This is a genomic window from Streptomyces coryli (assembly GCF_011044975.1).
Classification (GTDB): domain Bacteria; phylum Actinomycetota; class Actinomycetes; order Streptomycetales; family Streptomycetaceae; genus Streptomyces; species Streptomyces coryli.
The window spans coordinates 1-26,934 of sequence record NZ_JAAKZV010000031.1 but is presented as its reverse complement, the minus strand read 5'-3'; the positions used below and the strand labels follow the sequence as shown (position 1 = coordinate 26,934).

The following is a 26,934-nucleotide window of genomic DNA, read 5'->3' as shown; positions in this document are numbered from 1 at the left end:
TCGGTCGAACGAATAACGCGCGCCCTGCCGACCGCCTGGCCGCAAGCTGTACTCATGATCGCCCCCGCCACGGCGGGCCCGCTCACGGGCCACCGTCTCTCGGTCCGCAACCTCGGCCCGAACTGGTACGCGGCGGTCATGGGCACCGCCATCGTGGCGACGGCCGGCGCGGCCCAGCGCTTCCAGGTCCCCGGACTGCTGCTGCACGCCGTCTGGGCCCTGTCCCTGCTGATGCTCGCGACCATCCTCGCCGGCCGCGCCGTGCACTGGACGCGCCACCGCGACCAGGCCCGGCTGCACCTGCTGGACCCGGGGGTCGCGCCCTTCTACGGCTGCCTCTCCATGGCCCTGCTCGCGGTCGGCGCCGCCACCAGCGCTGTCGGCGTCGACCTCCTCGGCGAGCACGCCGCCGTCGTCCTCGACGCGGTCCTGTGGATCGCCGGCACCGTCATCGGCGTCGTGGCCGCGGCCGCCGTCCCGTATCTCATGGTGGCCCGCCATCGCATCGAGACCGGCTCCGCCTCCCCCGTGTGGCTGCTGCCGGTGGTGGCGCCCATGGTGTCCGCCGCCACCGGCCCGGCCTTCGTCCCGCACCTGCCGGAAGGGCAGTGGCGGCTGGCGATGATCATGGGTTGTTACGCGTTCTTCGGCATCAGCCTGTTCGCCACCCTCATCATCCTGCCCGTCGTCTTCTCCCGGCTGCTGCACGGCGGGCCGCTGCCGCTCACCCTGACGCCGACGCTCTTCCTGGTTCTCGGCCCGCTGGGGCAGTCGACGACGGCGCTCAACAACATCGCCGCCGCGGCCCCGCTCGGGTCCCCGGAGTACGCCGGGGCCGCGCAGGCCTTCGCCTTCCTCTACGGCGCCCCGGTGATGGGCTTCGCGCTGCTCTGGTTCGCCTTCGCCGCCGCGCTGGTGGTCGGGGCGGTCCGGGACGGCATGACCTTCGCCATGACCTGGTGGGGCTTCACCTTCCCGGTCGGCACCTGCGTCACCGGCGCGGCGGGGCTGGCCCGGCATACCGGTCTGGACGCGCTGTTCTGGCTGTCGGCCGCGCTCTACGCCTTCCTGGTGGCGGCCTGGCTGATCGCCCTGGTGCGCACGGTGCGCGGGGTCGCCTCCGGAGCGCTGCTCCCGTACAGCTGAGGCCTTATCCGGGACGGGCGGCGGCCAGCGCGGCCCGCAGCACCTCCGGCGCCTCCACCAGCGACGGCCCGTACCAGGTCAGGTGCCGGCCGCTGACGAGCGCGGCGGGAAGGCCGGGGAAGGCCTCCGGGCCGTCGTCCGCGGCGAAGGCGTAGGGCTCGTCCGGCAGGACGACGAGGTCGGCGGCCTGGAGCTCGGGCAGGGGGATCTTCGGATAGCGCTCGGGATGGTGCGCGTATACGTTCTCCACGCCCAGCCGCGCCAGCAGATCCGCGGCGAACGTGTCCCGTCCCAGCACCATCCACGGCCGCCGCCAGATCGGCACCACGGCCCGCCGCGGCGGCTCCGCCCGTACCACCGCCGCCCAGGCCGCCTCGGCAGCATCCAGCCAGGAAGGCCGCGGCAGTCCGCAGCCGTCCACCAGCACGCGATGCAGCTCCGCGAAGCCCTGCTCCAGGGTCCGCACCTCGGTCACCAGCACGTCCAGCCCGGCCTCCCGCAGCGCGGCGAGGTCGGGCTCGCGGTTCTCTTCCTCGTTGGCGATGACCAGGTCGGGTCCGAGCTCGATGATCCGCTCGACATCCGGGTTCTTCGTGCCCTTTACGCGCTCCACGTCCAGGTCCGCCGGATGGCTGCACCAGTCGGTGGCCCCGACCAGCAGGCCGGGGGCGGTCTCCGCGACCGCCTCGGTCAGCGACGGAACCAGGGAAACGACGCGACGCACGCGTACGGTGCCGGAGTTGTCCACCCCGGCACCGTACGCCCCCAGTCAGGCCGCGGTCTCCCACGGCCAAGCGGCCACGCGATCGTCGCTGAGCAGCCCGACCATGCTGAACAGCTTGTCGCTGAAGCCGCCGATCTCGTACCGGTTCCGCCGGGTGGCGTCGATCGACACGGTGGCGTAGCCGGTGGTGTTGACCCCGAACATCGGCACCTGCGCCGGGATCGCGTCCGACACCGACACATTCCCGAGCCCGTAGCCGGGGTACGCGAACGCCTGCATATCCGAGACGATCACGACCCGGTCGTGCCCGCGATACGTCGCGCGCAGCGCCGCCACCGTCTCCGTGCCGTGCCCGACCTCGCCGATCCGCGCGCAGAACGCCTCGATGTCCCGCAGCACGGAACCCCCCGGCGTCAGTCCGTGCCGGAAGTGCCCGTTCGCGAAGCCGACCAGGTCGACATCGCAGCCCCGGTGCGCCAGCGCCGCCCCGAAGAGCGCGCCGACGTCCACGTGCCGGACCTCCGACCGCCGCGAGAGCCGGCCGCCCATCGACGCCGAGGTGTCCACGAGCACCAGCGAACGCCCCGGCAGCACCGGCACGTTGCCCGTGGCCGCGGTCAGCGCCTTGTCCAGCGCGTGGCCCCAGCGCAGCGAAGGGGCGGCCCGGTACGCCGACAGGAAGCGGTACGGGAACTGCCGCGACGCCGCGACCTCCGCGGGGTCGGCGAGCTGCTCGGCCACCTGCGCGGCGGCCTCGTCGCTCAGCCCGGCCTCGTCGAAGTTCCGCAGGTTACGGAGCTTCGCCATGTACCCCATCGACGGCAGCACGGCCTCCCATGCCTCCGCGTCCATCGGCCCCTGCAGCCAGCCGGCCAGCGCCTCCCAGGTCATGCCGGCCGCACGCAGCCGCGCGGGCGCGTCCGGCGCGGCGAGCAGCTCCCGCCGCCCGGCCTCGGGCAGCGCCATCAGCTCGCCCCGCGCCCGTACGGTCCGCAGCGCCTCCGGCACCGCGCCCTCGCGGCGGCCGTGCCGCCGGTCGAGCGCGTGCTGGAACAGCGGACCCTGCCACGGCTTGCCCGCGTCGGGCGCCGCGTGCACCAGCTCCAGCACGTCCGCGAAGCGGAAGTCCCGGGCGCCGCCGGTGTCGTACTTCAGCAGCGCACGCTCGGTGTAGAGGCGGCGGACGGCGTCGGCGAGGCCACGCTTGACCGGCTTCGGCAGCGTGCGGCCGTACGCACCCATCCAGTACGCGAGGAACTCGCCCGGCTCGTCGGCGCGCCGGCACGCGGCGGCGACGATGGCGCGGTTACCGCCGTGCAGCCCCTCGGCCAGCCGGGCCGCGACCGCCTCGGCGGCGGCGACCAGCGAGGCCGACCGCATGTTGGCCTCGCCGCGCAGCCAGGCCACGAAGCCCGCGGTCCACGCGCCGTCGGCCACGGCGACGGTACGCACCAGATCGCGGAACCGGTCGTCGCGGTCGGCGGCCTTCTCGTAAAAGGTGCCCTCGCCGACCATGTTGACGACGGCGAGCAGCACGAGATCGGACTTGCTGTCACGGGTATAGGCCGCGCCGCCCTCGTACGTGAACTTGCCCATGATTCCCCCGTCATTTTCCGGAGCGCCCGAGTTCAGAATTCGGCGGCGGATTCATTCCAATGCTCTATCCGATTTGAGCTACGCCACCCCAGAGGTGACGACGGGACTCGAACCCGCAACCTTTGGATCCAGAGAAGTAACCGCAGCCTGCGCACCGGGCGCTCCGCTCTCTCCGGTAAATACCGTACGAGCGCCGGGAGTCGGTGTCATCCGAATAAACGCCGAAGGCCCCGCCCCGGCCGTCGCGATGACGACCGGGGCGGGGCCCCTCGGTGAGATGCGGCGTCAGCAGCCGCGGGCAAGTGGCGTCAGCCGACCGGAGCCAGCTTGTCCACGATGCCGGGGTGGGCGTCCATCCACTTGCGGGCGGACTCCTTCTCCTTGCCCTGGCCGCCCTTCTGGATCTCGGCCTCCAGGGAGGCGAGGTCCTTCTCGGACATCTTGAAGTTCTTCAGCCAGCCGTTCAGCTCGGGGAAGTCCTTCTTGAAGTCCTTCTTGCCGGTGATGTGGATGTCATCACCCTTGCCCCAGGCGCCCTTCGGGTCCTTGAGCTTCTTCAGGTCGTGCTGGGCGTAGGCCCAGTGCGGCGACCAAAGGGTGACCACGACCGGCTCCTTCTTCTTGATGGAGCGGTCGAGCTCGGAGAGCATCGACGCGGTGGAGGACGAGACGACCTTCCAGTCCTTCAGGCCGTACTCGTTGACCACCTTGTCCTTGAGGATCCCCATCATGCCGGCGGAGGCCTCAATGCCGATGATCTTGCCCTTGAACTCGCCCTTGTGGTCCTTCAGGTCCTCGAGGGAGTTCACGTCCTTCATGTACGACGGCACGGACAGCTCGAGCGAGGTCGGGCCGTACCACTTGCCGATATCACTCAGCTTGTCGCCGTACTTGTCCATGTACTGCTTATGCGTCGTCGGCAGCCAGGAGTCCATCTGGACATCCATGTCGCCCTTCGACAGCGCCGTGTACAGCGGACCCGGGTCGAGCTGCTTGACGTTCGGCTTGTAGCCGCGGTCCTCGAGGATGTTCTGCCACAGGTAGGTCGAGGCGATGGCCTCGTCCCACGGGAAGTAGCCGAGGTTCACGGTCTTGCCGGCGTCCTTGCCCTTGGCGGTGTCACCACCGCCGCCGGCGACCGGAGCCATCTTGTTGACGTAGCCGGGGTGCTTCTTCAGCCACTCCTTGACCGCGTCCTGCTCCTTGCCCTTACCGGCGTCGGTGATCATGCCCTCGAGGTCGGTGAGGTCCTTCTCGGACATCTTGAAGCCCTTCAGCCACTTGGCGACCGTCGGGTCGTCCTGGCTGAAGCCCTTCCGGGCCACCGTGTGGATCTTGTCGCCCTTGCCCCAGGCACCCTTCGGGTCCTTGAGCTTGGTCAGGTCGTACTTGCTGTACGCCCAGTGCGGCGACCACAGGGTGGTGACGATCGGCTTCTCCTGCTTGTACGAACGGTCGAGCTCGGCGAGCATCGACGCGGTCGACGAGGAGACGATCTTCCAGTCCTCGAGGCCGTACTCCTTGACGATCTTGTCCTTGAGGATGCCCATCTCGCCGGACGAGGCCTCAATGCCAATGATCTTCTTGCCGAACTTGTCCTCGTTCTTCTTCAGGTCCTCGAGGGACTTGATGCCCTTCATGTACGAGGGCACGGACAGCTCCAGCGAGGTGGGGCCGTACCAGTCGCCGAGGTCCTCGAGCTTGCTGCCGTACTTCTTCCAGTACTGCTCGTGGGTGGTCGGCAGCCAGGTGTCGGTCTGGAAGTCCAGGTCGCCCTTCGAGAGGGCGGTGAACATCGGGCCCGGGTCGAGCTGCTGCAGGTCGACCTTGTAGCCGCGCTGCTCCAGGGCTTCCTTCCAGAGGTACGAGGAGGCGATGCCCTCGTCCCACGGGATGTAGCCCATCTTGATCTCTTTGCCCTTGCCGACGTTCGTGGACGCCGAGGCCTGCTGGCTGTCGTCGTCGGAGCCGGCGAAGCTCATGCCGCCCGCGACGAGCGCGAGGACGATGACGCCGACGCCGGCGACCGAGGTGGCCGGACGGTAGTGCACCAGCTTCCAGCCGCTGGCCATGGCCGCGGCCTTGGCCAGGGCGCGGCGGCCGAGCGGGGAGACGCGCTGGTTCAGCGCGGCGGTCATGCGGTCCAGGTACATCGCCAGGATGACGACGCCGAGGCCCGCCTCGAAGCCGGCGCCGATCTCGACGCGGGTGACCGCGTTGTAGACGTCCTCACCGAGGCCCTCGCCACCGGCCATACCGGCGATGACGACCATGGACAGGGCGAGCATGATGACCTGGTTGACACCGGCCATGATCGTCGGCAGCGCGAGCGGCAGCTGGACCCGGCGCAGGGTGTTGCCCGGCGTCGTACCGAAGGCCTCGGCGGCCTCCACGAGCTCGGGGTCGACCTGCCGGATGCCCAGCTCGGTCATGCGCACGGCCGGCGGCATCGCGAAGATGACGGTGGCCAGCAAGCCCGGCGTGACGCCGACGCCGAAGAAGACGACACCCGGCAGCAGGTAGATCATCGCCGGCATCGTCTGCATGAAGTCGAGCACCGGGCGCACGGCCGCGGAGACCGTCTTGCTGCGCGCGGCCCAGATGCCCAGCGGCACCGCGATGATCAGCGTGATCACGGCGCAGACGAGGACCTGGGACAGCGTCATCATCGCGTGTTCCCACAGCTCGACCGAGTCGATGACCATGAAGCCGATCATGGCGAGAATCGCCGGGAACAGGCCGCGCAGCCAGAACGCGATGACGGCGAGGATGCCGCCCATGAGCAGCGGCTCGGGGCCGCTGAGAACGGCGTTGACGCCGTCGAAGCAGTTGGTCAGTACGGTGCTGATCGCATCGAACAGCCACGTCAGATGGGTCTGCAGCCAGTCGATGAACGACTCGACCTTCGACCCGAAGTCGATCCTAGGCACCGGCCGTCACCTTTTCGCTCTCACCCTCGTCGGCGTCCGTGTCGCCCTCGGCGCCGGTGACCGACTCACCCAGCACGGACAGCAGCCGGTCCCGCTCGACGCGGCCGACCAGGTCGCCGTCGTCGCCGGTCACGCCGACGGCCGAGTCGCCGCCCGCGAAGGGCGCGAACAGCTCGGCGACCGGGGTGTCCTCGGGGACGCTGACCGCGGCCGTGAAGCCCTTGATCCCGCCGTCCTGCGGCTGCTCCATGATCGAGCCGGCCGTGAGCACGCGGGTGCGGTCGACGTCCTCGACGAAGCGGCGGACGTAGTCGTTCGCCGGGCGGACGAGGATGTCCTCGGGGGTGCCTATCTGAACTATCTCGCCGTCGCGCATGACCGCGATGCGGTCGCCCAGGCGCATGGCCTCGTTCAGGTCGTGGGTGATGAAGACGATGGTCTTCTTCAGCTTCTCCTGCAGTTCAAGGAGCTGGTCCTGCATATCGCGGCGGATCAGCGGGTCCAGGGCGGAGAAGGACTCGTCCATCAGGAGCAGGTCGGCGTCGGTGGCCAGCGCGCGGGCCAGGCCGACGCGCTGCTGCATGCCGCCGGACAGCTCGTCGGGCCAGGACTTCTCCCAGCCCTCGAGACCGGTGAGATGCAGGGCCTCGGTGGCGCGCTCCTCGCGCTCCTTCTTCTCGACACCCTGCACCTCGAGCCCGTACCCGGCGTTCTCCAGAACGCTGCGGTGCGGGAAGAGGGCGAAGTGCTGGAAGACCATGGAGATCTTCTTGGCGCGGACCGCGCGGAGGGCGGCGGGGCTGAGCTTCGTCAGATCCTCGCCGTCGAACTTCACGGCGCCGGACGTGGGCTCGAGGAGCCCGTTCAGCAGCCGCAGCAGGGTGGACTTGCCGGAGCCCGACAGACCCATGACGACAAAGATCTCGCCGGACTCGACCTCGAAGGAAGCGTCGATGACCGCGGCGGTGGTGCCGTTCTTGCGCAGTTCGTCGCGGTCGACGCCGGATTCGAGCCGGCTCACCGCCTGTTCCGCTTGTTTGCCGAACACCTTGTACAAGTGCTCGGCTTGCAGCCTGCTCACATACACCTCACGAGTCGTACGTAAAACGACCCGCCTCCCCCGCCGGCGGGTCGCAGAGTGGTGCGGGTTCTGCCCGTTTTGCCCCGTTCTGCCCTAAGGCAGGCCGGATCCACTCCGGATGCGCCGCTGCCCAGACTTATGTGTCTCAAACACATCGGTGACGCGCGTCACGCTCAACACACGCGTCCCTCCGGGAGGTTTCCGCACCCGTCGCCAAACGCCTTCGTTGGCAACTGCACCAAGTTTTACACCTTTGAACCCTGGGCCCCTGAGGCGCGGGCCCCGCCGGGCGCGACCCTCATCCGGGTCATCCGCCTTGCCCCCGGCAGGCCGAACTCCCCGGTGGGAAGGGGTATGACGACCTCGTCACGGGTACGGACCGACAGCCGCGCGCGGCCACGGACACCCCCTCGCGCCGGTGATCGACTTCACAGCGCGCGCACGGAACCGCGCCGCCGCGAGCGAACTGCGTCACACCCCCGCAGGGCGCGACGCCGTAAGGCATCATCGGTCGCGTGACCCGACGCCTGATGCTTCTCGACACCGCCAGCCTGTACTTCCGCGCCTACTTCGGCGTCCCCGAGTCGATCAAGGCCCCCGACGGCACCCCGGTGAACGCCGTCCGCGGCCTGCTCGACTTCATCGCCCGGCTCACGGCGGACCACCACCCTGACGACCTCGTCGCCTGCATGGACGCCGACTGGCGCCCGCAGTGGCGGGTGGACCTCATCCCCTCCTACAAGGCGCACCGCGTCGTCGAGGAGCACCCGGGCGAGGAGGACCCGGACGTCGAGGAGGTGCCGGACACCCTCTCCCCGCAGGTGCCGGTGATCGAGGAGGTCCTCGACTCGCTCGGCATCGCCCGCGTCGGCGTCCCGCACTACGAGGCGGACGACGTCATCGGCACGCTGACCGCCAAGGCCACCGGACCGGTCGACATCGTCACCGGCGACCGCGACCTCTTCCAGCTGATCGACGACGCCCGCGGCATCCGCGTCATCTATCCGGTACGGGGCGTGGGCAACGCGACGGTGATGGACGAGGCGGCCCTGCACGAGAAGTACGGCGTCAACGGCCCCGGCTACGTGGACCTCGCCCTGCTGCGCGGCGACCCCAGCGACGGCCTGCCCGGCGTCCCCGGCATCGGCGAGAAGACGGCCGCGCGGCTGCTCGACGCGTACGGCGACCTGGCCGGGATCATGGCGGCGGTCGACGACCCGAAGTCGGGCCTCACCCCGTCCCAGCGCCGCAAGCTGGACGAGTCCCGCCCCTACATCGCGGTGGCCCCGACAGTGGTCAAGGTCGCCGCCGACATCCCGCTCCCCCCGTACGACCCGGCCCTCCCCCGCACGCCGAAGGACCCGGAGCGGCTCCAGGCGCTGGCAAAGCGATGGGGTCTCGGCGGCTCTCTTGACCGGGTGCTCTCCACTCTGCAGGCCTGAACTGTTAGGTTAGGGTCACCTAACTAACATCGCGTCGGGGAGGCCCCTGGTGGCAGACCGTCCAGCCCGCAAGAAGCCCAAGGTCAACCGCGCCCGAGTGGTACGCACCGAGCGGCTCACGCCGCACATGGTGCGGCTGGTGCTCGGCGGGGAAGGGCTGGCCGGCTTCGGGGCCGGCGAGTACACCGACCACTACATCAAGATCGTCTTCCCGCTCCCGGACGTCACGTACCCGGAGCCGTTCGACATGGCGCAGATCCGCGAGGAGTTCCCGCGCGCCGAGTGGCCGGTCACCCGCACGTACACGGTCCGCAGCTGGGACCCCGAACTCCTCGAGCTCACCGTCGACTTCGTCGTCCACGGCGACGAGGGCCTGGCGGGCCCGTGGGCCGACAAGGCCGTGCCCGGCGACGAGGTGCTCTTCCTCGGCCCCGGCGGCGCGTACGCCCCGAACCCCGACGCCGACTGGCATCTGCTCGCCGGCGACGAGTCCGCGCTCCCGGCGATCGCCGCCGCGCTGGAGGCCATGCCGGCCGGCGCCAAGGTGCACTGCTTCGTCGAGGTCGCCGACCGCGAGGAGCGCCAGCCGCTGCCCGCGCCCGCCGGCGCGGACATCACCTGGCTGTTCCGTAACGGCATGCCGGTCGGCGCCGCCCTGGTCGACGCCGTCCGCACCCTCGACTTCCCCGAGGGCCGGGTGCACGCCTTCGTGCACGGCGAGGCGGGCATGGTCAAGCAGCTCCGCCGCCACCTGCGGGTCGACCACGAGATCCCGCGCGAGCAGCTGTCCATCTCCGGCTACTGGCGCCTGGGCCACAACGAGGACGGCTGGCAGGCGTCGAAGAAGGACTGGAACGCCGAGGTCGAGGCGGAGCAGGAGGGCGTGGCCGCGTAAGGCCACACCCTCCCGCGGGGACGGCTCAGACGGACCGCTGGTACGTCCGGAACGTCCGCGTCGACAGCCACACCGCCGCGACCGCCAGCGCCAGCAGCGCCCCGCCGCGGGTCAGGACGTCACCCCAGTCCGGATCCGCGGCCATGGCGGAACGGCCCGCCACGATCGCCCAGTTGACCGGGTTGAAGTCGGCGATGTGCCGCATCCACGACGGCATCAGCTCCGGCGCCATGAAGGCCGACGAGAGGAAGGTCAGCGGCAGCAGCAGGAAGGTGTTGATGCCGATGATCGACTCTCGCTGGCGGACGGTCATGCCGATCGCGTTCGACATCGCCCCGAAGATGGTGCCGAGCAGCACGCCCGCCACGACGAGGATGATCAGGCCGGCCGCCCCGCCCGGGTAGTCGGCCCCGCCGAGCTTGCCCAGCACCACGATGATCACGGACTGCAGGGCGACGCTCAGCGCGTTCTGCACCACGTTGCCGTTCATGATGGCGCCGCGGCTGACCGGCGTGGTCAGGAAGCGGTTGAGCGTGCCGCGCTCGATCTCCTCCAGCGTCCCCATCCCGGCCCACATGCTGGAGCTCAGCGCGCTCATCACGACGACGCCGGGCACCAGATAGTCGAGATACGAGCCGGAGCCGAAGCCGGGCAGCTCGGTGACCTTCTTGAAGAGGTTGCCGAAGAGGAACAGCCAGATCACCGGCTGGATGAGCGTGATGACCAGGAAGGCGGGCTGACGGACGAGCGCCATCAGCTGCCGCTGGGTCATGAACCAGGTCTGGGTAAGGGAGTTGCTCATCGCGCACCCCCGGCGTCCACGTCGGGGAAGCGCCGGCCCGCGTACCGCAGATACACGTCGTCCAGCGACGGCCGCGCCACGGTGACGGCCGCGACCTTCGCGCCCTCCCGCTCCAGCACGGCGAGCACCTGCGGCACGGCGGCCGCCCCGTCGTCGGCGCGGGCGCTCAGCCGGCGCCCGTCGATGGCGGCGTCCCGCACGCCCGCGAACTCGGTCAGCGCGGTCGTCAGCAGCCGCGCGTCCACCTCCCCCACCGGATCGCGCAGCTCCACATGCACGGCGTCGCCGCGCAGTTCACCCTTCAGCGCGTCCGGGGTGCCCTCGACCACGACCCGGCCGCGGTCGACGATGGCGATCCGCTCGGCGAGCTTGTCGGCCTCCTCCAGATAGTGGGTGGTGAGGAGGATGGTCAGCCCTTCGTCCCCGGCCAGCCGCGCGATCTCGTCCCACATCGCCTGCCGGGCCTCCGGGTCGAGCCCGGTGGTCGGCTCGTCGAGGAAGAGCACCTCGGGCCGGTGGACGAGCCCGAGTGCGACGTCGAGGCGCCGCTGCATGCCACCGGAGTAGCCCTTGACGGGCCGCTTCCCTGCGTCAGTCAGGTCGAACCGCTCCAGCAGCTCGTCCGCCCGCCGCTGCAGCTCAGGCCCGCGCAGCCCGTAGAGCCGCCCCTGCAGGATCAGATTCTCCCGCCCGGTCGCCACCGGATCGGCGCCGGACTTCTGCGATACGACGCCGATCGCGCGCCGCACCTTGCCGGGCTTCTTCGCCACGTCGTGCCCCGCCACGCTGGCGGCGCCGGAATCGGGGCGGGCCAGGGTGGTGAGGATCTTCACGGTGGTGGACTTCCCGGCGCCGTTCGGGCCGAGCAGGCCGAAGACGGTGCCGGCGGCCACCTGGACGGACATGCCGTCCAGGGCCGTGACGCCTCCGGAATAGGTCTTGATCAGTTCGCGCGCATCCACTGCAAGCGCATCGTTTCCGGGCATGACAAAGCTCCGCTTCCTACGAAGATGGGTGATCTCCGCCGAGCGGCGCCGGGCTATCCTGGAAGTGCTGCGTCTCGGACGTCCGGCGCCCGCCTCCGGCGGGTTCTTGGAAATGTCTCGGGTCGTTCCCCGGCGGGGCTGTTGCCGCAGCGCCGCCGGGTTTTCTCTTGTGCTCTTACGTGTCCGTGCCGGGCTCCTCCAAGTCCTTCCACTTCTCGGGCACTTCGCCCGTCGCGCGCATCTGCCGCCACTCCTCGACCCCGTCCAGCGAGCCGGACTCGATCTCCTTGACCAGCCCCCGCACCCAGGCGGCCTCGGCCGCCATCATGTGGGCCTGATACTCGGTCTCGACGAGGAAGAGCCGCGGCAGCTTCGTGCCGAGCCCCTCGGCCACCCCGCGCACGCCGGCGGCCCGCACTTCGAGCTCCGCGGCCCGCGAGGTGAGCAGCTCGCACACCTCGTCCGGGCCGAGCACCCCCATCAGCGAGAGCGCGGCCCCGAAGAGCGGGTACTCCTTGGCGGGCACCGACACGAGCTCGGTCAGCCACTCGTGCAGCTCGGCGCGGCCGGGGTCGGTGAGCGCATAGACGGTGCGCTCGGGCCGGTTGCCCTGCCGCTGCACACCCGCGACCTCCACGAGGCCGTGTTTCTCCAGGCTCTGCACGACGGTATAGAGCGAGCCATAGTTGATCTTGATGGTCTCGGCGTTGCCCCGCTGCCGCAGCAGCTGCCCGATCTCGTACGGATGCATCGGCCGCTCGCTGAGGAAGGCCAGTACGGCCAGCGCCAGCGGATTGCCGCGCCTGAACCGGGCCATGTCGCCCACCTCCTCGTAGCCGTATATCCGTAACCGAACATATCGCGATGGCAGGCTTCGGTCAACACGCGATACATCGCAACCTGCCGCCAAGCGCCTTCCCCCATGCGGAGCGACCATGGAGCAATGAGCGATCAAGGCATACGGCCGACCCAGCCGGACGAGCCGGACCCGAACCGCTGGTGGGCGCTCGTCGTCATCGCCCTCGCCCAGCTGATGGTCGTGCTCGACATGACCATCGTGAACATCGCGCTCCCCTCCGCGCAGCGCGAGCTCGGCATGAGCGACAACAACCGGCAGTGGGTCATCACCGCCTACACGCTCGCCTTCGGCGGCCTGCTGCTCCTCGGCGGCCGCATCGCGGATCTCGCGGGCCGGAAGCGGACGTTCATCATCGGCCTCATCGGCTTCGCCGCCGCCTCCGCGCTCGGCGGCGCGGCCACCGGCGAGGGCATGCTGTACGCCGCCCGCGCCCTGCAGGGCGTCTTCGCGGCACTGCTCGCGCCGGCCGCGCTGTCGCTGCTGACGACGACGTTCACCGACCCCAAGGAACGCGGCAAGGCCTTCGGCATCTTCGGCGCGATCGCGGGCGGCGGCTCGGCGATCGGCCTGATGGCGGGCGGGCTGCTGACCGAGTACCTGGACTGGCGCTGGTGCCTGTACGTCAACATCCCCATCGCGATCGTCGCCGCGGCAGGTGCCCTCCGGCTGCTGCACGACTCCCCCGGCCGCCCGGGCGCGCGGCTCGACGTACCCGGCGTGCTGCTCGGCTGCGGCGGCCTGCTGGCCATCGTCTTCGGATTCAGCGAGGCCGAGCCGCGCGGCTGGGACGACGGCCTCGTCCTCGGCATGCTCATCGGCGGCGTGGTGCTGCTGGCGCTGTTCACGTTCTGGATGACGCGTGCCCGCCACCCGCTGCTGCCCCTGCACATCGTGAAGGACCGGCAGCGTGCCGGCGCCTTCCTGGCGATGGGCCTGACGACGATCGGCATGTTCGGCGTCTTCCTCTTCCTCACGTACTACCTGCAGGGCGTCCTCGGCTACTCGCCGCTGAAGACCGGCTTCGCGTACCTGCCGATGACCGCGATGATCATCATCGGCTCGACGCAGGTCTCCGCCCGGCTGCTGGACCGGCTGCCGCCGCGCGCGCTGATGGTGCCGGGCCTGCTGCTGGCTTCGCTCGGGCTGGTGCTCCTGACCCGCATCGGCGTGGAGCCGGCCTACGCGAGCCGCGTGCTGCCCGCGATCATGATCCTGGGCTTCGGCATGGGCTGCACCTTCATGCCGGTCTTCGCCACCGCCACCTCCGGCGTGGCGCCGCACGACTCAGGCGTCACCTCGGCGACGCTGAACACCGCCCAGCAGGTGGGCGGTTCGGTCGGCACCGCGCTGCTGAACACGATCGCGACGAGCGCGACGACGGCGTACGCGAAAGACCACGCGGTGCCGGGCATGGGCCCGGCGCAGCAGCGGGCCCTGGGCCTGAAGTCGACCGTGGAGGGCTTCCACACCGCGACGTGGTGGGCGGCAGGCGCGCTGCTGCTGGCGGCGGTGGCCGCGGCGGTCCTGGTCAACGGCGGCCCGGTGCACGGGACGGGCCCGGCGGTCTCCGACGCCGCCGCGGACGCCGAGCCGGACGACGCGGCGGTCAGGTCCGGTTCAGAGTCCGACTGACCCCGGCGACGACGGCGGTGGTGAGAATCCACCCCACCGCCACCAGCACATACGCCAGCGCCTGCACTCCCCCGTGCTCCCACCGCCACTCGTCCCGCATGCCGAAGCCGCCGATGGGGACGAGGAGGTCGAGGGTGTAGACGAGCGAGTGAAAGCCGGGCTCGTCGTCCGGCTTGACCTGGATACGCTCCGCCAGCCCGAACACCACCGACCCCGCCGCCGCGACCACCGCCAGCCACAGCCCGGCCAGCCAGGGCCGGTAGCCGTAGCCGACGGCGCCGTCGAGCAGATAGCCCCATAGGCGCGCGAGCGGGCGCAGGGTCCGGCGGCGGGCCCGCTGCTTCTCCAGCAGCACTCCGCGGGCGTTGTGGTCATGCCCGATCCTCCGGTACCAGGCGGCGAGTTGCTCGTACGGCTGCGGGCTGTAGCCGCGCGAGCGGCGCAGCCAGGCGATGCGCTCCGGCATGCCCACGTTCTCGGGGTCGGTGTGGTGCAGGGACTCGTACTGCAGGTCGCCGAGGCGCACTTCGGCGGGCCAGGAGTCGGGCCCGTGGTGCAGCGTGGCGACCTTGGCGCCGCGCAGGTCCACGGACTTCGCGGGCGCCGCCGCGGGAGTGAAATCCAGGTCGCCGCCCTGCAGCCGGCGGCACACGACGGTGTCGGTCTCCGACAGGTCCGCGCGCGCCAGCGACAACTGGTCGGTGACCTGTACGCCGGTGAAGTCCAGCGTGCCGGCCGCTGCGAAGCCGTCCGTCAGGTCCATCACCGACGCGCTCGCGCCGTCCGCGGACAGCGCAAGCCGGCCCGGGGCAATGATGCGGGCGCCCTCCATGAACAGCCCGCCCCCCAGCCGCGCACCTGCGAACCGCACGCTGCCGTGCGCAGAGAACCCCAGCCGGCAGAAGACACCGCCGCCCATCTCCAGGCCCCCCGCGGGCAGCGCCCAGTCCCCCGGGGCGGTGATCCGCACCCCCGTCAGGTGCAATTGCCCTGATATCCGCGCGTCGTTGAGACCGAGCTGGCCGTCCAGCTGGGTCCCGTAGAGATTGAGGCTGCCCTCGATGCGGCACAGGTGGGCGTCGATGCCGGGGATGCGGCAGTCGTGCATACGGACCGACGCCAGCGTGGCACCCTGCAGCGCGATTCGCTCGTCGAGCCGGCAGCCACGCAGCCAGAACAGGTGCGTGACCTCGGCACCGCCCAGGTCCAGCGGCCCTGTTATCCGCGCGCCCCGCAGCCGCAGCCCGGCAACCGCCCCGGGCCGGGCGGGGTTGGCGCCCAGCAGCAGGGCCGACAGGACGGCGGCCCGTACGGTGCGGTCCGCGCCCCACTCGGCAGCGCCCAGAGCCTCCCGCTGCGGCTCACCGCCCGACAGGTCGACCTCGCGGCCCTCGGGGAAGGCGTCCCACAACTCCCGTTCCGGCGCGGTGAGATCGTCGTAGCTCAGCACCCCAGCAGGGTAGACGCTCCGGCGATCAGCCGACCGAGCTGTACGCCACTACCCCGCGCCGCACCTCGTCCACGGCCTTGCGCGCGGCGCGCGCCACCGTGCCGTCGGGCGGCGCCGCCGCCGCGATCTGGCCGAGGACGTCGACGAGTTGCTTGCACCAGCGCACGAAGTCGCCCGCCGGCATTTCCGAGTCGCGCAGCACCGTGTCCAGGCTGGCCCCGGACGCCCACTGATACGCGGACCAGGCGAAGCCGAGGTCCGGCTCGCGCTGCCCGACACCCTCCGCCTCGTCGATCTTGTGGGACTCCTCCAGGGCGTCGAGGCGGCCCCAGATGCGCACCATCTCCCCCAGTGCGTGCCGGGCGTTGCCCGTCGGCAGCTTGGGCGGCATCGCGTCGTCGGACTGCCGGGCCTCGAAGACCAGCGCCGAGGCGCAGGCGGCCAGCTCGGCCGCGCCGAGCCCCTCCCAGACGCCCTCGCGCAGGCACTCGGACGCGAGCAGGTCGAGCTCGCCGTAGAGCCGGGCCAGCCGCTTGCCGTCGGCGGTGACCTTCTCGCCCTCCAGGTAGCCGAGCTCGGTCAGCAGCGCGCAGACCCGGTCGAAGGTCTTGGCGATGGTGTTCGTACGGCCCTCGATGCGCCGCTCCAGCTGGCGCGTGTCGCGGCGCAGCCGGTGATAGCGCTCGGCCCAGCGGGCGTGGTCCTCGCGCTCGTCGCAGCCGTGGCAGGGGTGGGCGCGGATGGCGGTCCGCAGCCGGGCGATCTCGGTGTCGTCGGCGGCCGCCGAGCGGTCCTTGCGGTGCCGGTTCGGCTCGAAGTGCCCCGCCTTCGTACGCAGCGCGGAGGCGAGGTCGCGGCGGGACTGCGGGCTGCGCGGATTGAACGACTTCGGGATTCGCATCCGCTCCAGCGGCTCCACCGGCACCGGGAAGTCACCGGAGGCCAGCCGCTTCACCTGGCGGCCGACGGTCAGCACCAGCGGCCGCGGGCCGTCGTGGTGGTCGTAACCGCGGTGGCCGCCATTGCTGCGCCCGGCCGGCACGCCGGGGTCGAGGACGAGCGCGAGTCCCGCGAACTTCCCCGTCGGCACGTGGATGACATCGCCCGGCTTCAGCTTCTCCAGCGCGACCGCGGCCGCGGCCCGCCGCTGCGCCGCACCCTGCCGCGCCAGCTCCGTCTCGCGGTCCTTCAGATCGCGGCGCAGCCGCGCGTACTCGTCGAAGTCGCCGAGATGGCAGGTCATCGCCTCGCGATAGCCCGCCAGCCCCTCCTCGTTCTTCTGCACCTGCCGCGAGATCCCGACGACCGACCGGTCCGCCTGGAACTGCGCGAACGACGTCTCCAGCAGCTCCCGGGAACGGTGCCGCCCGAACTGCGAGACCAGGTTGACCGCCATGTTGTACGACGGCCGGAAGGAGGACTTCAGCGGATACGTGCGGGTGCCGGCGAGACCCGCGACATGCTCCGGGCTCATCGCCCGCTGCCAGAGCACCACCGCGTGGCCCTCGACATCGATGCCACGGCGCCCGGCGCGGCCGGTCAGCTGCGTGTACTCACCCGGAGTGATGTCGGCGTGCTGCTCGCCGTTCCACTTCACCAGCTTCTCGAGCACCACCGAGCGCGCCGGCATGTTGATCCCGAGGGCCAGCGTCTCGGTCGCGAAGACCGCCTTGACCAGGCCCTTGGCGAAGAGCTCCTCGACGACCTCCTTGAAGGTCGGCAGCATCCCGGCGTGGTGCGCGGCGATGCCCCGCTCCAGGCCCTCCAGCCAGTCGAAGTAGCCCAGCACATGGAGGTCTTCGCGGGGGATGTCGGCCGTACGCTCCTCGACGATCTCGCGGACCTGCACCCGGCCCGCCTCGTCGTTGAGCCGCAGCCCGGCGTACAGGCACTGCTGCACGGCGGCCGCGCAGCCGGCGCGGCTGAAGATGAAGGTGATCGCGGGCAGCAGCCCCTCGGCGTCGAGCCGCTCGATGACCTCGACCCGGCTGGGCGTAAAGACGCGGCTGCGGGCGCGCCGCTCCCGCTCGCGGTCCGCCTCGCGCATCCGGCGGCGGCCGCCGCGGTCCCGCCCGTACGACGGCCGGGAGGCCTCCATCCGCGCCAGCCGTACGAGATCGGGATTGACCTCGCGGGCGGTGCCGCCCTTCTTGCCGGCCTTCTCCTCGAACAGGTCGTACATCCGCCGCCCGGCCATCACGTGCTGCCACAGCGGCACGGGGCGGTGCTCGGAGACGATCACCTCGGTGTCGCCGCGGACGGTGTCGAGCCAGGCGCCGAACTCCTCGGCATTGGAGACGGTCGCCGACAGGGAGACCAGCGTGACCGACTCCGGGAGGTGGATGATGACCTCCTCCCAGACGGCGCCGCGGAAGCGGTCGGAGAGGTAGTGCACCTCGTCCATGACCACATAGCCGAGTCCGGTGAGGGTCTGGGAACCGGCATACAGCATGTTCCGCAGCACCTCGGTGGTCATCACCACCACCGGGGCCTCGGAGTTGACGGAGTTGTCCCCCGTCAGCAGGCCGACCTTGTCGGCGCCGTAGCGCTTCACCAGATCGCCGTACTTCTGGTTCGACAGCGCCTTGATGGGTGTGGTGTAGAAGCACTTGCGGCCCTGGGCCAGGGCGAGGTGCACGGCGAATTCGCCGACGATCGTCTTGCCCGAGCCGGTGGGGGCCGCGACCAGCACCCCCTTCCCGGCCTCGAGGGCCTGGCACGCGTCGACCTGGAATTCGTCCAGAGCGAAGTCGTACAGCTCGCGGAAGGCGTACAGGTCGGTGGCCTGCTCTACGGCGCGACGCCGGGATGCGGCGTACGCCTCGGCGGGCGCGAGGGTCTCGTCGTCGGTCATCTTGGAACCGAGCCTACCGGCCGGGTGTGACAGTGCACGCGATCTTTTACGGTGACCGCCCGCGGCTGCCGCGCCCGGCGCGGATCAGGTGATGTCGTCGTAGCCGTTGCGACGGGCCGGGCCGTCGTCGTCGGAGCTGCCGGTGGACTGCTCGGGCAGCACCGGCGCCGCCGCCACCGTCTCGACGTCGCCGACGTCCTCCGGCAGGTCCAGGTCCTCGGCCTCGTCCGGGTCGGTCTTGGCCGCCTCGATACGGTCCCGGCGCCGGTCATTGGCGAGCGAGAAGAACGACGCGCCGAAGTAGAGGATCACGATCGGCAGCGCCAGCGCCAGCATCGTCAGCGGGTCGGTGGAGGGGGTGGCGATCGCGGCGAAGACCGTGATGCCCATGATCATGCCGCGCCACCAGCCGATCATCCGGCGCCCTGTGATGACGCCGCCGATGTTCAGCATGACCAGCAGCAGCGGCATCTCGAAGGAGAGACCGAAGACGACCACCATGCGGACGATCAGGTCGAGCAGGTCGTCGAGCGGCAGCAGGTTGTCCACGCCGAAGGGCGTGAACTCGATCAGCACCGACGCGGTGGTCGGCAGGACGAGGTACGCGAAGAGGCCGCCGAGCAGGAACAGCGGGAAACCGGCGGCGACGAAGCTGAGCGCGTACTTCTTCTCGTGCCGGTGCAGGCCGGGCGCGAGGAAGGCCCACAGCTGGTACAGCCAGATCGGCGAGGCCAGGACGAGGCCGGCCATCAGCGACACCTTCAGGGCGAGGGTGAAGGGCGTCAGCAGACCATTGATGGTGATCTGCGCGCAGCGCTCACCTTCCTCCATCTTGGCCAGCTGCTCGAACGACTGACTGCAGCCGACCGAATCGAGCACCGGCTTCGTGAAGAAGTCGACGATGTCCATGTAGAAGAACGCCGCCACGATCGTGACCAGCACGATCGCCAGCAACGCCTTCGCCAGGCGGTTACGCAGCTCGCGCAGGTGCTCCGCGAGTGGCATCCGCCCCTCGGGGTCCCTGTCCTCGCGTTCGCTGCGGCGGGCAACCTTCAGCAACCCACGTCCTCATCTCATGCGCATGTCCGGTACGACCACCGTGCGCAGCGTACTAGCGCTGCGTGGTCTGGTCGGACGGCTCGGTGACGGGACGGGAGCTGGTGACGTCGCCAGGAGCGGCCTGGATGGTCTTCGGGGCCTCGTTGGCCGGCGGGTCCGACGGGGCGGCGTCGTCGTCCTTGCCGTCCTTCTTCATCGCCTTGGCCTCGCTCTTGAGGATCCGCGCGGACTTGCCGAGGGACCGGGCCATGTCGGGAAGCTTCTTCGCGCCGAACAGCAGGATGATGACAACGAGGATCAGGATGATCTCGGGTGCTCCGAGCCGTCCAAACATTGGCTATACCTTCTCACCGAGGCGGCGTGGGTCTGGCTGGGATCGTAACCCGACTGGGTGAACGCCCGGCAATGCCTGTGCGGACACCTGGTTGCGGCCCCCGCCTCGCTCGCAGGGCCACGGCCAGCTTGAAGCGTACCCCCCACTACCCCTTGGTGGGGAGGGTCACCTCCGCTTCACCAGTGGCGTTGCGGCCCGCTCCAGTGACTCCGCCGCAGCTGACACGGCCCGCTCGGAGGCCGCGACCTCCCGCGCGAGCCGCCGCACCTCGATCCCGACGCGGATGGCGAGCACCCCGAGCACGGCGATCCCGGCAAACCCGAGCACGACGGCGATCATGGCCCAGAACATGACGGTCACCCTACGCGTCCTCGTACGCCGCCAGCGCCTTGACCGCCGCTTCCCGCGCCGCATCGGCGAGATCGCTCGGCGCCGTGATACGGCCGTCCCGCCCGAGCCGCAGCGCCAGCCGCCGCAGCGACGACGGGTCCGGCGCCCGCAGCGTCACCCGCAGCCCGCCGTCCGGCAGCTCCTCGGCGCTGTCGTGCGGGTAGTACTCGGCGACCCAGCGCCCGCCGGGCCCCACCTCGACCACGACCTCCGGATCCTCGTCCGTGGTCCGCACGATCCCCTCGGACAGGTCCCGCGGCTCGATCGGCGGCGGATCCGACGGCTCGTCGAGGATCTTGATCTCCGCGACCCGGTCGAGCCGGAAGGTCCGCCGCGCCTCCGTCAGCCGGCACCACGCCTCCACGTACGTGTGCCCCACCGCGAACAGCCGGATCGGGTCGACCTCGCGCTCGGTGAGCTCGTCCCGGGCCGGCGAGTAGTAGCGCAGCCACAGCCGCCGCCCCTCCGAGATCGCCCGGTCGACATCCGCGAAGACGCCGCCCTCCGACTCGAAGGTGACCGAGAGCCGCGACGATGCCGAAGCCACCTCCCCCGCGGCCGCCTCCAGCTTCGCCGTCGCCCGTACCAGCGCGTCCCGGTCCCCCGCCCGCAGCCCGGGCAGCGTGGCCACCGCCCGCGCCGCGACCAGCAGCGCCGTCGCCTCGTCGGCCGCGAGCCGCAGCGGCTCGCCGGTGTCGGTGGCGCCGGGGTTGCGGAACCAGATCCGCTCCCCGTCCGTGTCGATGTCCAGCAGATCGCCGCCGCGGAAGGAGGTGCCGCACATCGGCAGCACATCAAGATCGGAGATCAGCTCGTCCTCGCTGATCCCGAAGGCGCGGGCGACATCGCCCACCCGGGCCCCGTTCCGCTCCCGCAGATACGTGACCAGCGACAGCATCCGCCGGGTCTGATCGATGGCATTGGCCATGGCCGTTACGTCGCTCCCCTTCAGCCCTTGGCGACCGCGCGCAGCCGGTCGATCACATCGGCGCGCAGCTCCGCCGGCTCCAGCACCACCACATCGGGACCGAACTCCACCAGCCAGGCGTCGAGCCCGTGCCCGTACGGAATCTCCAGCTCGTCCCACCCCGGCTGGGCCGCCTCCCGCGCCGACAGCGCCTTGGCCCGCAGCGGATAGCCGGCCCCGGTCCGCAGCCGGATCCGGGCCGTACGGTCGGTGAGCTCGCCCGCCCAGGCCGCCACCGTCTCGCGCACGGTGACCCGGTCGGGCACCTCGGCGGTGAAACCACGGCCGCGGTTGCGCACCTTGCCGGTGATCCGGGACAGCCGGAACACCCGCTCGGCGCTCCGGTCCCGGTCGTACCCGGCGAGATACCACTGCCCCCGCCAGCACTCCAGCTGCCACGGCTCGACATGGCGCGGCTGGGGCTGCGGGGAGTTGGACTTGCGGTAGTCGAAGACGACCGGACGCCGGTCCCGGCAGGCGAGCATCAGCGGCTCGAAGGCGGCCTCCCGCGCCGGGATCCGCGGCTCGATGGCGCTGTGTCCACCCTCGTACGGGTCGCCGCCGTCCGGCATGCCGCCCGCGCGCAGCTTCTGCAGCGCGCCGCTCGCGGCGCCCGCCAGCCGGGCGTGCTGCCACACCTTCGCGGCGAGGCCGAGCGCGGCGGCCTCCTCCGGGTCGAGGGCGACGGGCGGCAGGGTGTTGCGGTCGCGGCGGGCCAGATAGCCGGTCTCGCCGTCGAGGCTCTCGACCGTCTCGATGACCATGCCGAGCTCGCGCAGATCGTCCTTGTCGCGCTCGAACATCCGGTTGAAGGATTCATCGGCGGCATCGGGCTCCGGCCGGTACTGCCCCTGGCCGAAGGCCTCGACATACGCCTCGATGGAGCCGCGCAGCTCACGCTTGGTGAGCGGGCGACGCGTGCTGAGCAGGCACAGCGCCAGGTTCATCAACCGCTCTGCCTTGGCGATCGCCATCGACGTCCCTTGTCCCCTTCGCCCGTCAGCCGCGCCCGGGCGGCTGCAAACCTCGACGGTACCGCTACCGCGGCCCGCCGCAAAAGCGCAGGCCCCCGCCTCACAGGACGGGGGCCGCTGGGTACGTCTGTGGTCAGACGGACACCAGGTCGCAGACGAAGATCAGCGTCTCGCCCGGCTTGATCCGGCCGCCGCCGGCGCCGGTGTCGCCGTACGCCAGGTGCGGCGGGATGATCAGCTGCCGGCGGCCGCCGACCTTCATGCCCTGCACGCCATTGTCCCAGCCGGGAATGACCTGGCCGGCGCCGAGCTGGAAGCGCAGCGGCTGGCCGCGGTTCCAGGACGCGTCGAACTCCTCACCGGAGGAGAACGAGACCCCGACGTAGTGCACGGCGACGTTGTCGCCGGCCTTCGCCACCGGGCCTTCGCCCTCCCACAGGTCCTTGATCTCCAGGTCGGCCGGGGGCTCGCCGCCGGGGAAGTCGACCTCGGGCTTGTCGATGCTCACGAATACTCCTCAATGCGATGACGGGCCAAGTCTTCCAGACCCGCCGCCGCTTTCCCGAACAGGCCCGGCTCAGACCGTACCGACGACGTCGACGACGAAGACCAGGGTCTTGCCGCCCAGCTTGTGCGCCTTCTTGTCGGTGCCGTAGGCGTCCTTCGGCGGGACGACCATCAGCACCCGGTCGCCGACCTTCTTGCCGACCAGCGCCTTGTCCCAGCCCTTGACGACCGCGCCGGTGCCGATCTGGAACGGGGTGGCGCCGCCGTTGTCCCAGGAGGAGTCGAACTTCTTGCCGTCCTCCCACGCCACGCCGGTGTACTGCGCGATGACGCCGTCGCCGGCCTTGACCGTCTTGCCGTCGCCCTTGATCAGCGTCTGCTGCTCGAGCTTCTCCGGGGCGTCCTCGCCCTTCGGGATGGTGATCTTGGCGGGCTTCTGCGCCGGGCTCTCGACCTTCGGCAGGCCGGCCTTCACGGCGGCGTTCTTGCCCTCGGCCTCGGCCTTGGAGTCGACCTTGGCGGCGCCCTGGACGTCGAGCACCCAGGTGAGGCCGTCGGTCTTCTTGATGCCCGCCTGCGGGTTCAGCGCCTTGCCGACGATGGCGCCCGCGGTGCCCTCGACGAGCAGCCGGCTGCCGGGCTTGGCGCCGACGAGCGCCTCCTGCACCTTCGGGGGCAGGCTCTGGCTCGGCTGGCCGATCTTCTCGATCAGCTGCTGGTGCGGGCCCTTGTCGCCCTTCTTGGCGGTGGCCCAGGTGGAGCCGAGGTCGCGCTTGTCCTTCATCGCCTGCCCGGCGATGTCCAGGCGCACCTGGTCACCCTTGGCGATCTTGTCGCCCTTGCCCTCGACGAGGGTCTTGACCGCCACCTCGTCCGGAGCCTTGGCGTCCTTGGGCGCGCTGATCTTCGGCTGCTGCCCGAACTTCCCGGACACCTGGGACACCGTGGCGCCCGAGCCCTTCCCGGAGTCGGAGCCGTCGTCGGAGCCGCAGGCAGCGGTGAAGAGGAGGGCAGGAACGACCAGGGCCGCGCCCAGGCGCGTCGTCTTACGGAGGTTCATGGAGGTCCAAACCGAATGTGAGGGGCCAGGCAGTCCTGCCACTGTACGGCCTCGACTGCCCGGCCCCTGAAGGTCACACGCCTGGGCCGGGCCCGGATGGCGTATCCCTTTATGCGGCCATTACGGCCCTCACACCCTCGGTCACAGACCCCTTCCGGCCCGTTACGGACGCAGGTACGGACTCACATCCCGGCGATCAGTTTCTCCACCCGGTCGTCGACCGACCGGAACGGGTCCTTGCACAGCACGGTGCGCTGCGCCTGATCGTTCAGCTTCAGATGCACCCAGTCCACCGTGAAGTCCCGGCGCTGCTCCTGTGCCCGGCGGATGAAGTCGCCGCGCAGCCGCGCCCTGGTGGTCTGGGGTGGCACCGACTTGCCCTCGAAGATCTTCACGTCATTGCACACCCGGGCCGCCTGGCCCTTCCGCTCCAGCAGGTAGTACAGGCCGCGGCGGCGGTGGATGTCGTGATACGCGAGGTCTATCTGGGCGATCCGGGGGTGCGACAGCGTGATGTTGTTCTTCGCCCGGTAGCGCTCGATGAGCTGGTGCTTCATCACCCAGTCGATCTCGGTGGAGATCTTGTCCAGTTCCTCATTGCGGATGGACTCGAGCGTACGGCCCCAGAGCTCCAGGACCCGCTCGATGGTGCCGCTGCGGATACCGCGGCGCTCGCAGAAGTCCACGGCCTTTTCGTAGTACTCCTGCTGGACTTCCAGCGCGGACGCCTCGCGCCCGCTGGCCAGCCGCACCTTGCGCTGCCCTGTCATGTCATGGCTGACCTCGCGGATGGCCCGGATCGGGTTCTCCAGAGTGAGGTCGCGCATGACCGTGCCTGCCTCGATCATGCGCAGGACGAGGTCCGTGGCCCCGACCTTCAGCAGCATCGTGGTCTCGGACATGTTGGAGTCGCCCACGATGACGTGCAGGCGCCGGTAGCGCTCGGCGTCGGCGTGCGGCTCGTCGCGGGTATTGATGATCGGCCGGGAGCGGGTGGTCGCGGACGACACGCCCTCCCAGATGTGCTCGGCGCGCTGGCTCACGCAGTAGACGGCGCCGCGGGGGGTCTGCAGCACCTTCCCTGCGCCACAGATCAGCTGGCGGGTCACCAGGAAGGGGATCAGGATGTCGGCCAGCCGGGAGAACTCGCCGTGCCGGGCCACCAGATAGTTCTCGTGGCAGCCGTAGGAGTTCCCGGCGGAGTCGGTGTTGTTCTTGAAGAGGTAGACGTCGCCGGCGATGCCCTCCTCGTGCAGCCGGCGCTCCGCGTCCACCAGCAGCCCCTCGAGAATGCGCTCACCGGACTTGTCGTGGGTGACGAGCTCGATGACGTTGTCGCATTCAGGAGTGGCGTACTCCGGGTGCGAGCCCACGTCGAGATAGAGACGGGCCCCGTTACGGAGAAAGACGTTGCTGCTGCGGCCCCAGGAAACGACTCGGCGGAAGAGGTACCGCGCCACCTCGTCCGGCGACAGCCGGCGCTGCCCCCTGAACGTGCATGTGACGCCGTACTCGTTCTCCAGCCCGAAGATGCGGCGGTCCATGACTGAACATTACGCCTGATGCCCGGTCGTGAAACCGGGTTCGACCGCACCGATTCGATCATTTTCCGGCAACACTCCTGGTCCGGCGGTGCCTACGGGGCGCATGAGTACCGGAACGGCGGCCAGCAGGACGGCCAGTGCGGCGATCCCGCCGGCCCCCGCGACCAGGAAACCGCCGGGCGCGCCGCCGGTCTCCACGGCCGGTCCCGCCACCCCGGTGCCGACCGCGGCGCCGACGCCGAAGGTGGTCACGAGCCACGAGAACGCCTCCGTCACCGTCCCCGTGGGCGCGACCCGGTCCACGACGACGAAGGAGCAGGCGAGCGCGGGCGCCAGGAACACCCCGGAGACGGCGGCCAGTACGGTCATGGCCGCCACGCCGGGCGTCAGCGCGAGCGGCAGATAGCCCACCGCCAGACAGCCGATCAGCAGCAGCAGCCGCTTCTCCGCCCGCCCCGCCCACTGCCGCGCCCCGTAGGTCAGGCCGCCGATGAGGGCGCCGAAGCCGAGCGCCGAGAGCAGATAGCTGGCGGCCGCGTCGTTGTGCTCCTCGGTCCCGTACGCCACGGCCGCGACGGCGATGGAGCCGAGCGCGAGCCCCACGAAGAAGAAGGTGCCGAGCAGCACGAGCAGGCCCTTGGAGCGCAGCGCGCCGAGCCAGTGCGCCTCCCGCGGCTCGGAGCGCCAGCGGCGGGACGGCCCCGAGATGACGACGGACAGCGCACCGAGGACGCCGGCGGCGTTGATGACGAGCAGCGCGGCGGCCTCGCTCCAGGCGCCGACCAGGAGCGTCAGGAACAGCGGGCCGAGCGCGAACATCAGCTCCTGCGCGACGGCGTCCAGCGCGTACGCGGCGTGCACCTTCTCGCCGCGCCCCACCACGCTCGGCCACAGCGCCCGCAGCCCGCCCTCCAGCGGCGGTGTGAAGACGCCGGCGATCACCATGGCGGCGTAGGCGACCGGCAGCGGCTCGAGGCCCACAGCGGCGTACAGCGCCATGCCGAGGCCCGACAGGATCGCGGCGGGGAGCATGACGCGCGGCTGCCCCCACAGGTCGACGGCCCGGCCGAGCAGCGGCTGCCCGACGGCCGTGCCCACGCCGTACACGGCGGAGAGGATGCCGGCGAGCGTGTACGAGCCGCCTTCGGCCCGGGTGAACAGCACGATCGCCAGGGCGGCGGTGGCGTTCGGCAGCCGGCCCAGGAGGGTGCCGGCGAGCAGCCGCGCGGCATGTCTCGTGCGCAGCAGCTGCATGTAACCGGTGGACATCGGCCCGCCCCTCACCCTGGTGATGCCATGACGTTGTACGTATAACTTGCTGTACGTATACGTACCATGGCGTCCGTTCCCGGGTCTATTCGTAAAGGCGGTGCAGCATGGCTCCACCGGCCGTGACCAGCCGCGATGTCGCGCGCAGCGCCGGCGTCTCGCAGGCCACCGTCTCGCTCGTGCTCGGCGGGAAGTGGCGCGGCCGCGTCTCCGAACGCACCGCCGCCACCGTCCGCCAGGCCGCCGCCGACCTCGGCTACCGCCCCAACCTCGCCGCCCGCAGCCTCCGCATGGGCGGCACCCGGACGGCGCTGCTGGTGGTCCCGGCGCTGACGAACGAGTTCTTCGCCCGGGTCTACGCGGGCGCGTCCCGGGTCGCGGCGGAGCACGGCTTCGGCGTCGTCCTCTACCCCTCCCCCGAGGGCACCGGGCC

General features: G+C 70.7%; 23 protein-coding genes. 5 read left to right on the top strand and 18 right to left on the bottom strand.

Annotation, left to right across the window (positions count from 1 at the left end; translation table 11 throughout):
- The first annotated feature begins 54 nt into the window (after positions 1-54).
- Complete coding sequence (locus G5C51_RS10320; RefSeq protein ID WP_165235341.1) at positions 55-1,146, top strand: TDT family transporter; 1,092 nt, start codon at positions 55-57, stop codon at positions 1,144-1,146.
- A gap of 4 nt (positions 1,147-1,150) precedes the next feature.
- Here G5C51_RS10320 and G5C51_RS10315 read toward each other — a convergent pair whose 3' ends face one another.
- The 4 genes from G5C51_RS10315 to G5C51_RS10300 form a co-directional block, all read right to left on the bottom strand.
- Positions 1,151-1,870, bottom strand: a complete 720-nt coding sequence (locus G5C51_RS10315; RefSeq protein ID WP_165235405.1) for a helical backbone metal receptor — start codon at positions 1,868-1,870, stop codon at positions 1,151-1,153.
- A 45-nt stretch (positions 1,871-1,915) separates the two neighbouring features.
- On the bottom strand, positions 1,916-3,466 hold the full coding sequence (locus G5C51_RS10310; RefSeq protein WP_165235338.1) for a TROVE domain-containing protein: 1,551 nt from the start codon (positions 3,464-3,466) through the stop codon (positions 1,916-1,918).
- A 308-nt stretch (positions 3,467-3,774) separates the two neighbouring features.
- Positions 3,775-6,396, bottom strand: coding sequence for a glycine betaine ABC transporter substrate-binding protein (locus G5C51_RS10305; protein ID WP_165235335.1), 2,622 nt, complete (start codon positions 6,394-6,396; stop codon positions 3,775-3,777).
- Positions 6,389-7,477, bottom strand: coding sequence for a betaine/proline/choline family ABC transporter ATP-binding protein (locus tag G5C51_RS10300; RefSeq protein WP_165235332.1), 1,089 nt, complete (start codon positions 7,475-7,477; stop codon positions 6,389-6,391). The genes G5C51_RS10305 and G5C51_RS10300 overlap by 8 nt, the downstream gene beginning before the upstream one ends.
- A gap of 530 nt (positions 7,478-8,007) precedes the next feature.
- Here G5C51_RS10300 and G5C51_RS10295 point away from each other — a divergent pair.
- Both G5C51_RS10295 and G5C51_RS10290 read left to right on the top strand, forming a co-directional pair.
- On the top strand, positions 8,008-8,919 hold the full coding sequence (locus tag G5C51_RS10295; RefSeq protein ID WP_165235402.1) for a 5'-3' exonuclease: 912 nt from the start codon (positions 8,008-8,010) through the stop codon (positions 8,917-8,919).
- 49 nt (positions 8,920-8,968) lie between these two features.
- Positions 8,969-9,814, top strand: coding sequence for an SIP domain-containing protein (locus G5C51_RS10290; RefSeq protein ID WP_165235329.1), 846 nt, complete (start codon positions 8,969-8,971; stop codon positions 9,812-9,814).
- Positions 9,815-9,839: 25 nt separating this feature from the next.
- Here G5C51_RS10290 and G5C51_RS10285 read toward each other — a convergent pair whose 3' ends face one another.
- From G5C51_RS10285 to G5C51_RS10275, 3 genes are all read right to left on the bottom strand, one after another.
- Positions 9,840-10,616, bottom strand: a complete 777-nt coding sequence (locus G5C51_RS10285; RefSeq protein WP_165235326.1) for an ABC transporter permease — start codon at positions 10,614-10,616, stop codon at positions 9,840-9,842.
- Positions 10,613-11,602 (bottom strand): ATP-binding cassette domain-containing protein, encoded by a 990-nt coding sequence (locus G5C51_RS10280; protein WP_165235323.1) that lies wholly within the window; start codon positions 11,600-11,602, stop codon positions 10,613-10,615. The genes G5C51_RS10285 and G5C51_RS10280 overlap by 4 nt, the downstream gene beginning before the upstream one ends.
- Before the next feature lie 175 nt (positions 11,603-11,777).
- The gene (locus G5C51_RS10275) at positions 11,778-12,419 is read right to left on the bottom strand and encodes a PadR family transcriptional regulator (RefSeq protein ID WP_165235320.1); all 642 of its coding nucleotides are present in this window, start codon (positions 12,417-12,419) and stop codon (positions 11,778-11,780) included.
- A 126-nt stretch (positions 12,420-12,545) separates the two neighbouring features.
- On the opposite strand from G5C51_RS10275, the gene G5C51_RS10270 reads away from it, so the two are divergent.
- Positions 12,546-14,093, top strand: a complete 1,548-nt coding sequence (locus G5C51_RS10270; RefSeq protein WP_206313666.1) for an MFS transporter — start codon at positions 12,546-12,548, stop codon at positions 14,091-14,093.
- Here G5C51_RS10270 and G5C51_RS10265 read toward each other — a convergent pair.
- The 11 genes from G5C51_RS10265 to G5C51_RS10215 all read right to left on the bottom strand — a co-directional run bounded on the left by G5C51_RS10265 (position 14,068) and on the right by G5C51_RS10215 (position 26,501).
- Positions 14,068-15,543, bottom strand: coding sequence for an oxidoreductase (locus G5C51_RS10265; protein WP_165235312.1), 1,476 nt, complete (start codon positions 15,541-15,543; stop codon positions 14,068-14,070). The two genes, G5C51_RS10270 and G5C51_RS10265, sit on opposite strands and share 26 nt — an antisense overlap.
- A gap of 25 nt (positions 15,544-15,568) precedes the next feature.
- Complete coding sequence (locus tag G5C51_RS10260; protein WP_165235310.1) at positions 15,569-18,397, bottom strand: DEAD/DEAH box helicase; 2,829 nt, start codon at positions 18,395-18,397, stop codon at positions 15,569-15,571.
- Between the two features lie 84 nt (positions 18,398-18,481).
- Positions 18,482-19,456: a twin-arginine translocase subunit TatC gene (gene tatC, locus G5C51_RS10255; RefSeq protein WP_165235308.1), complete on the bottom strand. Its 975-nt coding sequence runs from the start codon at positions 19,454-19,456 to the stop codon at positions 18,482-18,484.
- Positions 19,457-19,508: 52 nt separating this feature from the next.
- Positions 19,509-19,790, bottom strand: coding sequence for a Sec-independent protein translocase subunit TatA (gene tatA / locus G5C51_RS10250; protein ID WP_165235306.1), 282 nt, complete (start codon positions 19,788-19,790; stop codon positions 19,509-19,511).
- A gap of 165 nt (positions 19,791-19,955) precedes the next feature.
- Complete coding sequence (locus G5C51_RS10245; RefSeq protein ID WP_165235304.1) at positions 19,956-20,141, bottom strand: hypothetical protein; 186 nt, start codon at positions 20,139-20,141, stop codon at positions 19,956-19,958.
- Positions 20,142-20,151: 10 nt separating this feature from the next.
- Positions 20,152-21,108 (bottom strand): helix-turn-helix transcriptional regulator, encoded by a 957-nt coding sequence (locus G5C51_RS10240; RefSeq protein ID WP_165235302.1) that lies wholly within the window; start codon positions 21,106-21,108, stop codon positions 20,152-20,154.
- Between the two features lie 20 nt (positions 21,109-21,128).
- Positions 21,129-22,121, bottom strand: coding sequence for a helix-turn-helix transcriptional regulator (locus G5C51_RS10235; protein ID WP_165235300.1), 993 nt, complete (start codon positions 22,119-22,121; stop codon positions 21,129-21,131).
- A 133-nt stretch (positions 22,122-22,254) separates the two neighbouring features.
- A complete protein-coding gene (locus tag G5C51_RS10230; RefSeq protein WP_165235298.1) occupies positions 22,255-22,629 on the bottom strand; it encodes an FKBP-type peptidyl-prolyl cis-trans isomerase in 375 nt (124 codons plus the stop codon).
- Between the two features lie 69 nt (positions 22,630-22,698).
- Complete coding sequence (locus tag G5C51_RS10225; RefSeq protein ID WP_206313665.1) at positions 22,699-23,688, bottom strand: FKBP-type peptidyl-prolyl cis-trans isomerase; 990 nt, start codon at positions 23,686-23,688, stop codon at positions 22,699-22,701.
- 182 nt (positions 23,689-23,870) lie between these two features.
- Positions 23,871-25,232 (bottom strand): Pup--protein ligase, encoded by a 1,362-nt coding sequence (gene pafA, locus G5C51_RS10220; protein WP_165235295.1) that lies wholly within the window; start codon positions 25,230-25,232, stop codon positions 23,871-23,873.
- Positions 25,233-25,241: 9 nt separating this feature from the next.
- Positions 25,242-26,501 (bottom strand): MFS transporter, encoded by a 1,260-nt coding sequence (locus G5C51_RS10215; protein ID WP_165235291.1) that lies wholly within the window; start codon positions 26,499-26,501, stop codon positions 25,242-25,244.
- Between the two features lie 107 nt (positions 26,502-26,608).
- On the opposite strand from G5C51_RS10215, the gene G5C51_RS10210 reads away from it, so the two are divergent.
- A partial coding sequence (locus tag G5C51_RS10210; protein WP_165235288.1) for a LacI family DNA-binding transcriptional regulator occupies positions 26,609-26,934 on the top strand: 326 nt, incomplete at its 3' end.

Bases quoted from the DNA above. Each gene is read 5' to 3' on its own strand.
- G5C51_RS10245 (WP_165235304.1), bottom strand. From the start codon at position 20,141: ATGTTCTGGGCCATGATCGCCGTCGTGCTCGGGTTTGCCGGGATCGCC.
- G5C51_RS10270 (WP_206313666.1), top strand. From the start codon at position 12,546: ATGAGCGATCAAGGCATACGGCCGACCCAGCCGGACGAGCCGGACCCG.
- G5C51_RS10260 (WP_165235310.1), bottom strand. From the start codon at position 18,397: ATGACCGACGACGAGACCCTCGCGCCCGCCGAGGCGTACGCCGCATCC.
- G5C51_RS10225 (WP_206313665.1), bottom strand. From the start codon at position 23,688: ATGAACCTCCGTAAGACGACGCGCCTGGGCGCGGCCCTGGTCGTTCCT.
- G5C51_RS10285 (WP_165235326.1), bottom strand. From the start codon at position 10,616: ATGAGCAACTCCCTTACCCAGACCTGGTTCATGACCCAGCGGCAGCTG.
- G5C51_RS10215 (WP_165235291.1), bottom strand. From the start codon at position 26,501: ATGTCCACCGGTTACATGCAGCTGCTGCGCACGAGACATGCCGCGCGG.
- G5C51_RS10295 (WP_165235402.1), top strand. From the start codon at position 8,008: ATGCTTCTCGACACCGCCAGCCTGTACTTCCGCGCCTACTTCGGCGTC.
- G5C51_RS10275 (WP_165235320.1), bottom strand. From the start codon at position 12,419: ATGGCCCGGTTCAGGCGCGGCAATCCGCTGGCGCTGGCCGTACTGGCC.
- pafA (WP_165235295.1), bottom strand. From the start codon at position 25,232: ATGGACCGCCGCATCTTCGGGCTGGAGAACGAGTACGGCGTCACATGC.
- G5C51_RS10320 (WP_165235341.1), top strand. From the start codon at position 55: ATGATCGCCCCCGCCACGGCGGGCCCGCTCACGGGCCACCGTCTCTCG.
- G5C51_RS10280 (WP_165235323.1), bottom strand. From the start codon at position 11,602: ATGCCCGGAAACGATGCGCTTGCAGTGGATGCGCGCGAACTGATCAAG.
- G5C51_RS10310 (WP_165235338.1), bottom strand. From the start codon at position 3,466: ATGGGCAAGTTCACGTACGAGGGCGGCGCGGCCTATACCCGTGACAGC.
- G5C51_RS10235 (WP_165235300.1), bottom strand. From the start codon at position 22,121: ATGGCGATCGCCAAGGCAGAGCGGTTGATGAACCTGGCGCTGTGCCTG.
- G5C51_RS10240 (WP_165235302.1), bottom strand. From the start codon at position 21,108: ATGGCCAATGCCATCGATCAGACCCGGCGGATGCTGTCGCTGGTCACG.
- tatA (WP_165235306.1), bottom strand. From the start codon at position 19,790: ATGTTTGGACGGCTCGGAGCACCCGAGATCATCCTGATCCTCGTTGTC.